Raw genomic sequence first — 13217 nt, forward strand, 5'->3', positions numbered from 1 at the left:
CACACTGGCCGCCCCGGATGATGGCCTCTCCATGGCCACATGATGGGAACGTAACAATGCCCCCGGCCTGCGCTTCCGGCCCTGTCCGGGGCAGACGCGGGCGGTCCGGGCATGCACATAATCGGCTCCATGCCGCATGTGTTGCTGATCGAGGACGACGCGTCCGTACGGGACGGGATGGAGCTCGTGCTGCGCCGGCACGGGTACGGGGTGGAGACCGCCGCCACCGGCGAGCAGGCCCTCGCCCTGCTGGCCGGGGAGCGGGGCGCGCGGGTGGAACTGGCCGTCCTGGACCTGATGCTGCCCGGCATGGACGGCTTCGAGGTGTGCCGCCGCATCCGCGCCCGCTCGGCGACCCTGCCCGTCATCATGCTGACCGCACGCGGCGACGACTCGGACATCGTGACCGGTCTGGAGGCGGGCGCCGACGACTACGTCGTCAAGCCGGTCACCGCCCCCGTCCTGGAGGCCCGCATCCGGGCCGCGCTGCGGCGGGCGGAACCGTCCGGGCCGGTGCGCGGGGGAGCCGGCGACCTTGCCGGGCTGGTGATCGACCGCGCCGGACTGACCGTCACCAAGCACGGCACCCCGGTCCCGCTGCCGCCCACCGAACTGCGGCTGCTGCTGGAGCTGTCGGCCTCCCCCGGCCGGGTCCTGAGCCGCGAACAGCTCCTGGAATCCGTCTGGGACCACACCTTCCTCGGCGACTCCCGGCTGGTGGACGCGGCGGTCGGACGGCTGCGGGCCAAGCTGGAGGACGTACCGGCCAGGCCGAGGTACGTCCAGACGGTGCGGGGCTTCGGCTACCGCTTCGGACCGCTGTGAAACGTACGGAGAAGGCCGCTTTGAAACGTACGGAGAAGGCCGCCGCGAGCCGTGCGGACGGCACGCCCGCCGCGAGCCGTACCGGGAAGGCCGCCGCGAGCCGTACCGGGAAGGCCGCCGCGAGCCGTACGGAGAAGGCTTCCGCGAGCCGTACGGGCGGTGGCGGAGGCGGGCGCGGCGCCGCCCCGGATCGGCGCTCCCGGCGGCTCGTCGGCGGGCTGCGTCTCCGGCTCGTCGTCACCTTCGTCGTCGTCGCGCTCATCAGCGCGGTGACCGCGACCGCCCTCGCCTACCGGGACGCCCGCACGGCCGTGCTCCAGCGCACCCAGAACACCGCCGTGAACGACCTCCGGGAGCGGGTCACCGCGGTCGCCGCCGACTTCGACGTACCGCCCGACCAGCAGTCGCTGTCCCGGTTCGCGGCCCGGGTGTCGGAGGGGCTCGGCGGGAACATCGTCGTCGCCCGCTACCAGGACCTCTCCGCCGTCTCCGACTCGCTCGCCGACACCAGGGCCCGGATCACCACCGAGCTGCGGACCGCCGTGATGACCGGCGGCGGAGCCCGGTTCCAGCGGGTGCGGTGGCGGGACGATCCCTACCTGGTCGTCGGTACGCCCGTCACGTTCGCCGACGGGGACCGCCGCACCTCCGGCCTGGAGGTCTTCGCGATCACCGATCTGCGGGCCGAACGCGACGACACCGCCGCCCTGCTGGACTCCGTACGGACGGGCATGGTGCCGGTGGTGCTGCTGGCCGCGGTCCTGGCGCTGCTGGCCGCGGGGACGGTCCTGCGTCCGGTACGGAAGCTGGGCCGGGCCACCCGTGAGCTGGCGGCCGGGGACCTCGGCAGCCGGGTCGCCGTCTCCGGGCACGACGAACTCGCCGATCTGGCCCGGACGTTCAACGAGACCGCCGACGCGCTCCAGGCCTCCGACACGGAGCTGCGCGAGCAGGAGGCGAAGGCACGCCGCTTCGTGGCGGACGTGTCCCACGAGCTGCGCACCCCCCTCGCGGCGATGACGATGGTGGCGACCGTCCTGGAGGAGGACGCCGACCAGCTGCCGCCGGACGCGGCACGGGCGGCCCGTACCGTCGGCGCGGAGACGGCCCGGCTGTCCAGGCTGGTCGAGGACCTGATGGAGATCTCCCGCTTCGACGCGAAGGCGGTACGGCTGAACGCGGCCGAGGCGGATCTCGCCGCCACCGTGCGGGCGTCGCTGGCGCTGCGCGGCTGGACGGACCGGGTGCGGACCGAGCTGCCCGAGGGGCTGCGGGCGGTGGTCGACCGGCGCAGGATCGACGTGATCGTCGCGAACCTGGTGGGCAACGCGCTGCGGCACGGCGCCCCGCCGGTCACCGTGACGCTTGCGACGGCCCCCGGGGCGGACGGGGAGTGGGTGACGCTGGAGGTCGCCGACCACGGCCCCGGGCTGCCGCCGGGGACCAGGGAGCGGGTCTTCGACCGGTTCTACAAGGCGGACACGGCCCGCACCCGCGGCGCGGCCGACGACACCGGACAGGGCAGCGGCCTCGGCACGGCGATCGCGCTGGAGAACGCCCGGCTGCACGGCGGCACGATCGAGGCGGCCGACGGGCCGCGGGGCGGCGCGGTGTTCACGCTGCGGCTGCCGCTACCACCCACGAGGAAGGACACGGAGTGAGGATCCGGCAGGGGATCGTGGTCGCCGCGCTCGGCGGCGCCCTCGTGGCGTGCGGCGTCCAGCCGACCGGGGTCATAGAGGCGGGCGAGCCCGCGTCCGGGCCGACGCGCGGCATGCGGCTGTACTACGCGTCCGCCGCCGGGCTGCGCGCGGTGCCGCTGCTCGACAAGGAGATCCACGACCTCATCTCGGTGCTGAAACTGCTCGCCGAACAACCGCCGCCGGTCGAGGAGCGGGGCGGGCTCACCTCTCTCGTCCCCCAGCTCGGCGGCTACGAGGCGACCGGCGAGGGCACCCGGGTCACGGTGCGCATGGACGGCTCGTACCCGGGGACGGGGCGCGACCAGGGCACGGGCCAGCTGGTGTGCACGCTGGCGCGCGCCCAGTCCGTACTCGAACCGAAGGTCAGGACCGACGACGTCGAGGTCACCCTGCGACCCTCCGACGGCGAGGTGCTGGGCCCGTACCGGTGTGCGGAGTTCCTCAACGGGTGAGCCTCGGCCTCCCCCGACACCGGGGCCGGCTCCGGGTCATCCCTGAGGATCCGGCGGTCCCGGCGTGGCAGGGTCGTGGCCGCGTCGACGGTTCCGCACACGAGACGACGGGGGCAGCGAGCCATGGGACACGCACCGGACACGGCACCGGACACGGCACCGGACACGGCACCGGACACGGCACCGGACACGGCACCGGACACGGCACCGGACACGGCACCGGACACGGCACCGGACTCGGCACCTGGCTCGGCGTCGGACTCGGCACCGGACTCGGCACCGGACTCGGCGTCGGACACAGCGTCGGAGACCGCACCGGAGACCGCGCCGGACCGCGGGTCGGGCGAGCGGCCGCTGCTGGTGTTCTTCGTCCTGGTGATGGTGGCGTCCGTCCCGTTCTGGGCCCTCGCGACCTGGTTCGACAGCACCGGCCGGGCGCCCGTCGGACTTCCGGTCAGCGCGCTGATGTTCGTCTGCCCGGGTGTCGTGGCCTGGGCCCTGATCCACCGTCGGGAGGGCCGGGCCGGGGTCGTCCGGCTGCTGAAACCGGCGGCCGGACGCTCCGGTGTCCCGCGCGGGGGCCGGTACGCGGTCGCGGCGGCCCTCATGCCCGCCATCGCGGTGACCGCGTGGCTGATCGCCGGGCAGCCGGGGGCCGGTGCCGGTGGCCCGACCCTGCCGCTCGCGTCGGTTCCGGTGCTCGCCGTGGTGTTCCTGATCGCCGCCGCGGCGGAGGAGCTGGGCTGGACCGGATACGCCACGGCCCCGATGATCCGGCGCTGGGGAGCGGTCAACACCGGTGTCCTGCTGGGGGTGTTCTGGGGCGCCTGGCATCTGATTCCGCTGGTCCAGGCGCATCACGGCGCGGTCTGGATCGCCGGCTGGTTCGCCACCACCGTCGCCGTACGGGTCGTCATGGTCCTGCTCCGTCCGGGCAACGGGCCCGGTGTGCTGTCCGCGGTCTGTGTCCACGCCTCGCTCAACGTGTGCGCCGCGACGACCCCGGGATACGGCCTGGACCGCGTGTCCCTGATCACCGGCGGCATCACCGTGCTCGTGGCCGGCTCCATGGCCGTCGCCGCCGTGACCGGTTCCCGCACCTGACCGGCGATCAGCCCTTCGTCATCTCCCCTGAACGCAAGGTCCGGAACCTACCCGCACCGGACGGTTCCGCGGCCCGTCGGCGCGCGTGTCCGGCGGGCGATACAGCCGTATGGCCCCCGTACGGATTCGCGCTCGCCCGACGCGGCGTTAACTGGGCTCGGCGGTAGGAGGCGTGACGGGGAGCTCGCCGGTGCTGCCGTCGCCCCCACGACTGCTGAGGAGTCTCCCGTGTCCGTGTTCCGTCCGTCGGCCGTCCGGCGTCCCCCGTACGCCGTCCGTGCCGGCGCCTGTGCCGCCACGCTGCTGCTGCTCACCGCGTGCGGCGACACCACCTCCGACACCGCGTCCGGAAACCCGGCCGCCCGGGCGTCCGCCTCGGCGCCCGCCGGTGACGCGGGGCCACAGGCCGACGGCGTACGGAGACGGGCCGCCCCCGGGCCGTACGCGCCGGTCGTCCGGCCACGCGAGATCCCCGCGCTGGGGCCTGACACCCGGGCCGCGATCCCGGCGTCCGCCAAACAGGTCTTCGTCGTCACCGGCGACTCCTACAACTCCAGCCTGTCCACCGCGGTCCTCTACGCCCGGGACAACCCGGCCCTGGGCTGGCTGCCCGTCACCACGCGCTGGCCGGCCCACAACGCTCTGAACGGCTGGACCGACGAGCACTGGGAGGGCGATCTGCGCACCCCGGTCGGGGTCTACGGGCTGACCTACGGGGGCGGCCTGTTCGATCCTCCCGAAACGGCGTTCCCCTACGACCGGAACCCGGCGTTCGTGGTGAGCGGCGAGGGCTTCGACGGGGAACAGCTCGAAGGGTCCTTCGACTACGTCGTCGCCGTCGACTACAACCGGACCCCCGGCGTCACCCCGCTGGACCGGGCACGCCCCCTCGGCCAGGAGCGCGGCGGCGGCATCTGGATCCACGTCGACCACGGCGGCCCGACCCAGGGCTGCGTCTCGCTCCCCCTGGACCGGATGCGGGAACTCCTGAGCACCCTCGACCCCGCGAAGAAGCCGGTCGTCGTGATGGGCGACGCGGAGGCACTGGAGCGGTGAACCGGATACGGGCCGGGATACGGGCCCGTACGCTGGAGGCAGCCCGTTTCCGTACCAGGAGGCAGTGATGACCGTGACTGACGAGGGTGTGCTGACACAGGAGGTCTTCGAGGACCTTGCCCGTCACGCCATACGCGCCGAGGAAGCACTGCGTCTGGAATTCGTGAACGGGAAAATGGGGGTCAAGGCTGTGCCGGACGGGGATCACGGGCGGATCATCGCCTGGCTGACGCAGATCTGCATGCAGTCGGGGCCGGGCAACTGGCTCTTTGCCGAACAGGGTCTGCGCGTCGAGTCGTACCGCAGGGGCAACGCCCGCCCGGACGGGGCGCTCGCCCCGCTCGACACCTTCGTCGGCCAGGGCGAATGGGCCAGCCCCGACGGTGTCCTGATGGTCGTCGAGGTCACCTCGTACGATGAGGACACCGACCGCCGGGACCGGATCGAGAAGCCGCGCGCCTACGCCGAGACCGGGATCCCCGTCTATCTGCTCATCGACCGTGACACCTGCGAGGTCAAGGTGCATTCGCAGCCCGACGGGGTGCGGTACGAGCAGGTGGTGACGGTGCCGTACGGGAAGACCGTCGAGCTGCCCGACCCGGTGGGGATCGAACTGGACACCGAGCCGCTGAAGAACTGGGTCCGCTGACCACGAGAGCAGCGGTACGGCCTGACCACGAGAGCAGCGGTACGGCCTGACCACGAGAGCAGCGGTACGGCCTGACCACGAGAGCAGCGGTACGGCGAAGGGCGGGACCGGCCGACGCGGTCCCGCCCTTCGCCGTACGTACACCGCGCTACGCGGGCTTCTCCTCCAGACGCGGGAAGAGCACCGCGCCCTTCGTCACCGTCGTGCCCGCGGGGAGCCGGCCCCAGCTGCCCGCGTCCTGCACGCGCTGCTCGGCCAGTGCGCCCAGGGACGCCTCGGCGCCCAGCGACTCCCACAGCTTCTGCGAGGTCTCCGGCATCACGGCGTTCAGCAGGACCGCGACGCCGCGCAGCGACTCGGCGGCCGTGTACAGGATCGTCGCGAGGCGGGCCTGGCCCTCGGGGGAGGTGTCCTTGGCGACCTTCCAGGGCTCCTGCTCCGTGATGTAGCCGTTGACCTGCTTCACGAAGTCGAAGATCGCCAGGATGCCGGCCTGGAAGTCCAGCTCCTCGCCGATCTTCTCGTCGGCCGTGGCGACGGCCTTGGCCAGCCCCTCCTGGACCGCCTTCTCGGCGTCACCCGATGCGGTGGCCTCCGGGAGCGCCCCGCCGAAGTACTTGCCGACCATGGCCGCGACGCGCGAGGCGAGGTTGCCGTAGTCGTTGGCGAGCTCGGAGGTGTAGCGGGCGGAGAAGTCCTCCCAGGAGAACGAGCCGTCGCTGCCGAACGCGATCGCCCGCAGGAAGTACCAGCGGTACGCGTCCACGCCGAAGTGCGAGGTCAGGTCCTGCGGCTTGATGCCCGTCAGGTTCGACTTCGACATCTTCTCGCCGCCGACCATGAGCCAGCCGTTGGCCGCGACCTTTCCGGGCAGCGGCAGGCCCTGCGCCATCAGCATCGCGGGCCAGATCACCGCGTGGAAGCGCAGGATGTCCTTGCCGACCAGGTGCACGTTCGCGGGGAACGTGCCGTCGAACTTCTCCTGGTTGGCGCCGTAGCCGACCGCCGTGGCGTAGTTCAGCAGGGCGTCGACCCACACGTAGATGACGTGCTTCTCGTCCCACGGCACCGGGACGCCCCAGTCGAAGGTCGAGCGGGAGATCGAGAGGTCCTGGAGGCCCTGCTTGACGAAGTTCACGACCTCGTTGCGGGCGGACTCGGGCTGGATGAAGCCCGGGTTGTTCGCGTAGAACTCCATCAGCTTCGGGCCGTAGGCGCTCAGCTTGAAGAAGTAGTTCTCCTCCTTGAGGATCTCCACCGGCTTCTTGTGGATCGGGCACAGCTTGACGCCGGCCTCGTCCTCGATGAGGTCGCCGGGGAGCTTGTACTCCTCGCAGCCCACGCAGTACGGGCCCTCGTAGCCGCCCTTGTAGATCTCACCCTTGTCGTACAGGTCCTGGACGAACTCCTGCACCCGGTCGGTGTGGCGCTTCTCCGTCGTACGGATGAAGTCGTCGTTCGCGATGTTCAGGTGCTCCCAGAGGGGCTTCCACGCCTCCTCCACGAGCTTGTCGCACCACTCCTGCGGGGTGACGTCGTTCGCCTCGGCAGTGCGCATGATCTTCTGACCGTGCTCGTCCGTGCCGGTGAGGTACCACACCTTCTCGCCGCGCTGGCGGTGCCAGCGGGTGAGCACGTCGCCTGCGACGGTCGTGTAGGCGTGGCCCAGGTGAGGAGCGTCGTTGACGTAGTAGATGGGGGTCGATACGTAGAAACTCTTCACGCCGTCGCCCCCTTGCTTCTCGGATCCAGTGGCCGCCATGGTCGAAATCCTAACGGCCTGCGGGAGATCAACTCACACCGATAAACCCGTCCACGGCCGCGGAGACCTTTGCGAAACATCCCTTCCCGTAGCAAAGACGCATCCTGGGAGGGAGTGGACACGCGTGTACGAGGCAGGGGACATCACGATGCGGGTACTGGTCGCCGAGGACGAGGAGATCCTGGCGGAGCTGGTCGCCACCGGACTGCGGCGGGCCGGGTTCGCCGTCGACACGGTGTACAGCGGTGACGCCGCCCTCGCCTACCTGGGGCTGCACGACTACGACGTCGTCGTCCTGGACCGCGACCTGCCGCGGGTGCACGGCGACGACGTGGCGCGCGGGCTCGTCGCCTCCGGCTCCCGGACCAGGATCCTGATGCTCACCGCCGCCGGATCCATGGAGGACCGGGTCGCCGGGCTCGACCTCGGCGCCGACGACTACCTGGGCAAGCCGTTCGAGTTCCCGGAGCTGGTGTCCCGGGTCCGGGCGCTGCGCCGCCGCAGCGCCCGCCCGGTCCCGCCGCAGCTGGAACGGCACGGCATCCGGCTCGACACCGTACGGCGCACGGCCTCGCGCGAGGGGCGGGAGCTGGACCTCTCGCCGAAGGAGTTCTCGGTGCTCCAGCTGCTGCTGGAGGCGGACGGCGGGACCGTCAGCGCGGAGGAGCTGCTGGAGCGTGCCTGGGACGCCAACGCCGATCCGTTCACCGGCGCCGTGCGCGTCTGCATGAGCAAGCTGCGCGGGAAGCTCGGGGAGCCGGCCCTGATCCGTACGGTGCAGGGAGTGGGGTACGCCCTGTGAGGCCGCCGGCCGGCGTACCGCACTCCAGGATCCGGGCCAGGATCGCGCTCGTGTACGGCGGGGTGTTCCTGATCCTCGGCACGGCGCTGCTCGCCACCGTCAACCTCGCCTCCCGCGCCGGTACGGACTCCCAGGCGCGCGACATCGCCCGTACCGCCGCGGTCGTCCAGCCCGGCTACGCGGTGAACGGTCCGCTGATCACCCGGCGGAGTCTCGGGCCGCCCACCGTCTACGACCTCACCGACAACGTCAGCGACGCGGCCGGCCACCAGCTGCTCGTGTGGTCCGCGGCCGCGCTGCTCGTGATGACGGCCTGCGCGGTCGGAGTCGGCTGGTGGACCGCGGGGCGGGTGCTGCGGCCGGTGCACGCCATGACCGCGAAGGCCCGCCGGCTCTCCGAGCACAATCTGCACGAGCGGATCGCGTCCAGCGGACCCGACGACGAGCTGAAGGAGCTGGGCGACACGCTCGACGCGCTGCTGGCCCGGCTGGAGAAGGCGTTCGACAGTCAGCGGCGGTTCATCGCCAACGCCTCCCACGAGCTGCGGACCCCGCTCGCCACCCAGCGGGCCGCGATCCAGATCGGCCTGGACGACCCGACCCCGGAGGATCTCGTACGGACCCGGCAGACGCTCCTGGACAACAACCGGCGCAGCGAGCGGCTCATCGAGGGGCTGCTGGTGCTGGCGCGCAGCGAGCGCGGCCTCGCCGAGGGCGAGCGGGAGGCGGTGGATCTCGCGCGGGTGGTGGCGGAGGAGACGGCCCGGCACCCGGGTGTGGAGGCCGCCACCGGGCTCTGCACGGTGCGCGGGAACCGGCTGCTGCTGGCGCAGCTGGTGGCGAATCTGCTGGCCAACGCCGTCACGTACAACGTGCCGGGCGGGACGGTGGACGTGTCACTGGCGACGGTCCGCGGCGCGGCGTTGCTGAAGGTCCGCAACACCGGACCGGTGGTGGACGCGGCGGACATCCCCGGGCTGTTCGAGCCGTTCCGGCGGGGCGAGGGCCGGGACCGGATGGGGCGTGGATCGGGCCTCGGCCTGTCGATCGTGCGCTCCATCGCGGTGGCGCACGGCGGTACGGTCACGGCGGTGCCGGGCCCCGAGGGCGGGCTCGCCGTGACCGTACGGCTGCCGGTCGATCAGTCGGCGGTCACCGTCTCGCGGGCGGCGACCCAGGCGGGGAGCGCGGCGAGGACCTCGCGGTAGAACGTGGCGTCCGCGACCTCCCGGGGCGCGGGGCCCGCGTGGAAGAACCCGGCGTTCGGGGCGTCCAGCTTGCGCAGGAAGTCGAAGCCCTTGGCGTCCTCGTCGCCGAACGCGACGAACTGGAAGAACAGCGGCAGCCGGGCCGCGTCGGCCAGCGCCTGCCTGGCCGCCTGCTTGGCGTCCGGCGGGCCGTCCGTCTGGAAGACCACCAGGGCGGGGCCGGTCGCGCCGGACTTCTCGTAGTGCGCGACGACCTCTTCGACGGCGCGCTGGTAGTTCGTACGGCCGAGGCGGCCGAGGCCCGCGTTCAGCTCGTCGATCCGGCCCTCGTGGTCGGCGAGGCCGACGGTGCCGGTGCCGTCGATGCCCGTCGAGAAGAAGACCACGGGGACGGTCGCGTTCTCGTCCAGGTGCGCGGCGAGCGCCACCGTGCGGTCGCCCAGGTGCTGGGCGCTGCCGTCCTTGTAGAACGGCCGCATGGAGCCGGAGCGGTCGAGGACCAGGTAGACGGTGGCGCGCAGCCCGGTCAGCCCGTGCGCCTTCAGCCCGGCCTGGGCCGCCTTGTACGAGTCGACGAGCCCGGGAGCCCGCGACTTGAGCTTGGCGAGGGTGAGGGCGGGCTTGGGGGCGGCGGTCGTGGCTGCGGGGACCTCGACGACTGCGGTGGCTGCGGTGGCTGCGGCTGCCGGGGCGGGCTCCGGCTGTGCCTCGGGCTCGGGGGCGGGGGCCTCGGCCTCGGGCTCGACGGCCGCCTTGGTCTCGGCCTCGGGCTCGGTCTTGACCGGCTCCGGCTCGGACTCGGCGGTCACGGGCTCCGGCTCCGGCGTGGGCTCGGGTTCGGGTTCGAGTTCGAGTTCGAGTTCGACAACGGTCGGCTCGGTCTCGGCGGGGGCCTCCACGGCCTCAGTGGCCTCGACGGTCTCAGTGGTCTCGGCGACCTCTGCTGTCTTGACGGCCTCAGTGGTCTCGGCGACCTCGACAACCTCTGCTGTCTCGACAACCTCGACGACCTCGACAACCTCGGCGGCCTCGACAACCTCGGCGGCCTCGGCGGCCTCGACAACCTCGGCGGCCTCGACAACCTCGGCGGCCTCGACAACCTCGGCGGCCTCGACAACCTCGGCGGCCTCGGCGGCCTCGACGACCTCGGCGGCCTCGGCGGCCTCGGCGGCCTCGACGACCTCGGTGGCCTCCGGCTTCACTGTTTCCGGCTTCACCGGATCGGGCTCCGTGGCCTCGGGCTCCGTGGTCGCCGGCTTCGTGGCCTCCGGCTCCGTCGACTCCGGCTTCGGTGCCGATCCCTGCGCCGGGACCGTGGGGACGGATGCCTTGTCGAACGCGGCGGCCACCAGGTCCGAGGCCAGGCCGCTGGTGTCGCCGGCGGACCGGGGAGAGGCGGGTGCCGGGACCGAGACCTTTGAGGCCGGGGCGGTTTCGAGCACCGGGGCCGGCTTCTCGGCCGGCTCCTCCGCCGTGGCGGTCGCGGTCGCCGTCGTGGCCGGCTCCGACTCCGCGGGCGCGGTGCGCTCGGTCTGGGGCGGGACCGTGGCCGTCGGCGCGTCCTGCTCCGCGCGGTCACGGCCGAACACCTTGCGCAGCAAGCTCCGAATGCCCATGGGCGAGGCCTTTCGCGTGAGTTGGGTGCGAGAAATGTCCGACCTGTGGGAATTGATCCCTGGCCAGGGCGGATACGTAAGGTTAGCGGCCGGATCCGGCCCTTCGGTGGCACGGCCCGCCCGTGTGGAAACCGATCCGCAACCGATCCCCGAACGAGTCCTGTGGGCATGCCGTGCGGGCCTGATGTACGTCGTTCAAATGTGCGCACCTGATCCCGAGTTGCCTTGTTAACGTGAACGGACGGTGTGCCCGACGCAAAGTCGGGCACACCGTTGTCCGTTGTCCGGCCGTGTTGCCAAGAAGGGCTTCCGCATGGGGAAACCAACCCGTAGAACACGTTTTGCCGCCTGCGCCGTCGCGGCGGGTGCGATGCTTTCCGGCCTCGTCCCGGCGGCCGGTGCCGCCGCCGTCCCGTTGTCCGCCCCGCCGTCCTCGGTGCGGGCCGCCGACGACCCCGTACCGGGCAATGAGGGAATGCCGGACGACGGGTTCGACAGCGAATCCGAGGGTGAGCAGGACGACTTCGCCGGAACCGGAACCGGAACCGGAACCGCGGCGGCCTCGGCCACCCCGGCCGTCCCGGGCGCCGCCGCCCTCGCCGCTCCCGTCCCCGGCCGGTCCGCCGACTTCAAGCTGGCGAAGAGCACCGACATCTCCGGTCTCGTCACGAAGCTGGATGCCGCGCTGCCCAAGCAGGGCCTCACCGAGCTGATGGAACAGGCCAATCGGCCCGCCGGGTGGGAGGACGCCTGCGGCACCGCCGGAATCTATGGTTCCGATCTTGCGGTCAACCACCGCGTCTGCTGGAAGAGCGACGACGCCACCTCCTCGGAGTGGGTGCCGCAGGCCATCACCGGTGTCTCGGACGCGCAGGAGGACGAGGACTGGGGCACGTCCAACGCCGAGCCGATCGCCGTGGCCGGTTACGACGCGGAGAACCCGGGCCGCAGCAACTACGCCAAGGACCGCGACAACTGCGTCCAGGGCTCCGCGTCGGACGCCTGCAACGAGAAGGGCATCCGGGTCAGCTTCTTCAACCAGGCGACCCGGATGTACCGCCATGTGCTGCTGGTCTGGCCGTACATGAACTCCAAGGACCACATCTCCTTCGACGCGCTGCACGCGAGCGAGGGCAAGTGCACCACCGAGGTGACGTCCTCCTGCGCCGCGCAGAACGGCATCCACGCGGGTGGCATGGTCTGGTACGGCAATTACCTGTACGTCGCCGACACCGCCAACGGCATGCGGGTCTTCGACCTGCGCAAGATCATGGACCTCAACCCGGACAACAAGGCCGACGTCGACGACCCGACGCCGGACGGGCTGGTCAGCAACGTCACGGACAAGAAGCGGATCGGCCGGCAGAGCAACGTCTGGTACGGCTACGGCTACCGCTACGTCATGCCGCAGGTCGCCACGCTGAAGTTCACCACGGCGAAGAACGGCGGGACCACCAGCGGCAACCAGTGCTACGCCACCGGCCGCCCGAAGGCCTCGTACATCTCGCTGGACCGCACCGACACCGACCACATGGTCCTCGGTGAGTACTGCAACACCAACAACGGCGGCACGAGCCCCGGCCGCGTCGGCACGTACCCGATGACCGCGCTGACCGCCGCCGTCGAGGGCGCCACCGGCACCACCGCACCCGCCGACCTGGCGTACGGCCTGCCGACCGGCGCCAAGTTCAACAACGAGGCGCTGTGGCACAAGATCCAGGGCGTCACCCGCTACGAGGGCAAGTGGTACTTCCACCGCAGCAACGGCTACGACAACGGCCGGCTGCTCCAGGCCACGCCGGGCACGGTCGACGGAACCTCCCAGCTCGTCGGCAACGCGAAGACGCTGGAGTCGGCGTTCGGGCCCGAGGACCTCTACCTCGCGCACGGGCGCGGTGACGGCTTCGCCCCGCAGCTGTGGTCGCTGAGCGAGCACGCGCCGAGCAGGTGCGGGGCGTGCAAACGTGAGGTGTACAGCTACAACATGTCGGAGGTGATCAGCGACTTCGGCTGATCCCCACGCCCTCCATGATCCCCGGG

The 13217-nt window shown here is 71.8% G+C and carries 11 protein-coding genes and 1 pseudogene; 9 read left to right on the forward strand and 3 right to left on the reverse strand.

Going from position 1 to position 13217, the window contains the following annotated elements; translation table 11 throughout:
- Positions 1–129: 129 nt before the first annotated feature.
- From ACGF8B_RS01905 to ACGF8B_RS01915, 3 genes are all read left to right on the forward strand, one after another.
- Entirely contained in the window at positions 130–825 is a 696-nt protein-coding gene (locus tag ACGF8B_RS01905; protein ID WP_392733845.1) for a response regulator, read from the forward strand.
- Positions 826–1043: 218 nt separating this feature from the next.
- A complete protein-coding gene (locus ACGF8B_RS01910) occupies positions 1044–2486 on the forward strand; it encodes an ATP-binding protein (RefSeq protein WP_392734449.1) in 1443 nt (480 codons plus the stop codon).
- On the forward strand, positions 2483–2980 hold the full coding sequence (locus ACGF8B_RS01915; RefSeq protein WP_392733847.1) for a hypothetical protein: 498 nt from the start codon (positions 2483–2485) through the stop codon (positions 2978–2980). The genes ACGF8B_RS01910 and ACGF8B_RS01915 overlap by 4 nt, the downstream gene beginning before the upstream one ends.
- 179 nt (positions 2981–3159) lie before the next feature.
- On the opposite strand, the pseudogene ACGF8B_RS01920 reads toward ACGF8B_RS01915, so the two are convergent.
- Positions 3160–3597: pseudogene (locus ACGF8B_RS01920) on the reverse strand (hypothetical protein); the annotation flags it as partial.
- Between ACGF8B_RS01920 and ACGF8B_RS01925 the strand changes: the two are divergent.
- The 3 genes from ACGF8B_RS01925 (at position 3587) to ACGF8B_RS01935 (ending at position 5789) form a co-directional block, all read left to right on the forward strand.
- Positions 3587–4084, forward strand: coding sequence for a type II CAAX prenyl endopeptidase Rce1 family protein (locus ACGF8B_RS01925; protein WP_392733849.1), 498 nt, complete (start codon positions 3587–3589; stop codon positions 4082–4084). The pseudogene ACGF8B_RS01920 and the gene ACGF8B_RS01925 sit on opposite strands and share 11 nt — an antisense overlap.
- A 228-nt stretch (positions 4085–4312) precedes the next feature.
- Entirely contained in the window at positions 4313–5140 is an 828-nt protein-coding gene (locus tag ACGF8B_RS01930; protein WP_392733851.1) for a L,D-transpeptidase family protein, read from the forward strand.
- Between the two features lie 67 nt (positions 5141–5207).
- Positions 5208–5789, forward strand: a complete 582-nt coding sequence (locus ACGF8B_RS01935) for a Uma2 family endonuclease (RefSeq protein ID WP_392733853.1) — start codon at positions 5208–5210, stop codon at positions 5787–5789.
- 148 nt (positions 5790–5937) lie between these two features.
- Here ACGF8B_RS01935 and metG read toward each other — a convergent pair whose 3' ends face one another.
- The gene (metG, locus tag ACGF8B_RS01940) at positions 5938–7551 is read right to left on the reverse strand and encodes a methionine--tRNA ligase (protein WP_317866893.1); all 1614 of its coding nucleotides are present in this window, start codon (positions 7549–7551) and stop codon (positions 5938–5940) included.
- 148 nt (positions 7552–7699) lie between these two features.
- Here metG and ACGF8B_RS01945 point away from each other — a divergent pair, with 148 nt between their 5' ends.
- Both ACGF8B_RS01945 and ACGF8B_RS01950 read left to right on the forward strand, forming a co-directional pair.
- Entirely contained in the window at positions 7700–8353 is a 654-nt protein-coding gene (locus ACGF8B_RS01945) for a response regulator transcription factor (protein ID WP_198677111.1), read from the forward strand.
- Positions 8350–9561, forward strand: coding sequence for a sensor histidine kinase (locus tag ACGF8B_RS01950; RefSeq protein WP_392733855.1), 1212 nt, complete (start codon positions 8350–8352; stop codon positions 9559–9561). The genes ACGF8B_RS01945 and ACGF8B_RS01950 overlap by 4 nt, the downstream gene beginning before the upstream one ends.
- Here the strand turns inward: ACGF8B_RS01950 and ACGF8B_RS01955 are convergent.
- On the reverse strand, positions 9495–11177 hold the full coding sequence (locus tag ACGF8B_RS01955) for a VWA domain-containing protein (RefSeq protein ID WP_392733857.1): 1683 nt from the start codon (positions 11175–11177) through the stop codon (positions 9495–9497). The two genes, ACGF8B_RS01950 and ACGF8B_RS01955, sit on opposite strands and share 67 nt — an antisense overlap.
- Before the next feature lie 313 nt (positions 11178–11490).
- Here ACGF8B_RS01955 and ACGF8B_RS01960 point away from each other — a divergent pair, with 313 nt between their 5' ends.
- Positions 11491–13191, forward strand: coding sequence for a hypothetical protein (locus ACGF8B_RS01960; RefSeq protein WP_392733859.1), 1701 nt, complete (start codon positions 11491–11493; stop codon positions 13189–13191).
- Positions 13192–13217 lie beyond the last annotated feature (26 nt).

This window comes from Streptomyces sp. NPDC047917, from assembly GCF_043204345.1.
Taxonomy (GTDB): Bacteria; Actinomycetota; Actinomycetes; order Streptomycetales; family Streptomycetaceae; genus Streptomyces; species Streptomyces sanglieri.